This window comes from Mycobacterium sp., assembly GCF_008709575.1.
Taxonomy (GTDB): domain Bacteria; phylum Actinomycetota; class Actinomycetes; order Mycobacteriales; family Mycobacteriaceae; genus Mycobacterium.
On record NZ_VYIK01000468.1, the window covers coordinates 1 to 608 of the forward strand.

At 65.3% G+C, this 608-nt stretch carries 1 pseudogene; it reads left to right on the forward strand.

Annotated features, from left to right (window positions below):
* Window positions 1-158 precede the first annotated feature (158 nt).
* Window positions 159-608 (forward strand): annotated as a pseudogene (locus tag F6Q13_RS19620) (NAD(P)H-dependent oxidoreductase); the annotation flags it as partial.

The window sequence follows — 608 nt, forward strand, 5'->3', positions numbered from 1 at the left end:
GTTCGATCGCGGCGATCTCGGCGAGATAGTGTGCGTCGTTGTGGGGACTCATCACGTCATTGCAGCACATCGGGTATATCCCGGTGACTGCGACCGGCCCGGCGGGCGACCAGGCCTGGCAGGCAAAGATCGTGTCATCCGAACCGATTGGAGCACGCATGGCGAAATTGTCGGTGATCTACTACTCGGCCGCCGGTCATGGGACGGCGATGGCCCGGCGTGTCGCCGCCGCCGGCGAGGCCGCCGGCGCGCCGGTGACGATATCGTGTGGGCTGATGCGGTGATCTTCGGCTCGCCGACCCGATTCGGCTCTCCCGCAGCGCAATTCCGCACTTTCATCGATTCGCTCGGTGGCCTGTGGGCGCAGGGCAAGCTCGCCGACAAGGCATACGCGGCGTTCACATCGTCGCAGACATTGCACGGCGGCCAGGAGACAACGCTTCTCGCGCTGTGCGCTGATGCATTTCGGCGGGATCCTGGTGCCGCCCGGCTACACCGACCCGCTGAAGTTCGTCGACGGCAACCCGGTGTCGGTCATGTCACCGCGCCGGACAATAAGACGCCGATCAGCGATGTGACCGCGGCCGCTCTGGATCATTTGACCCGCC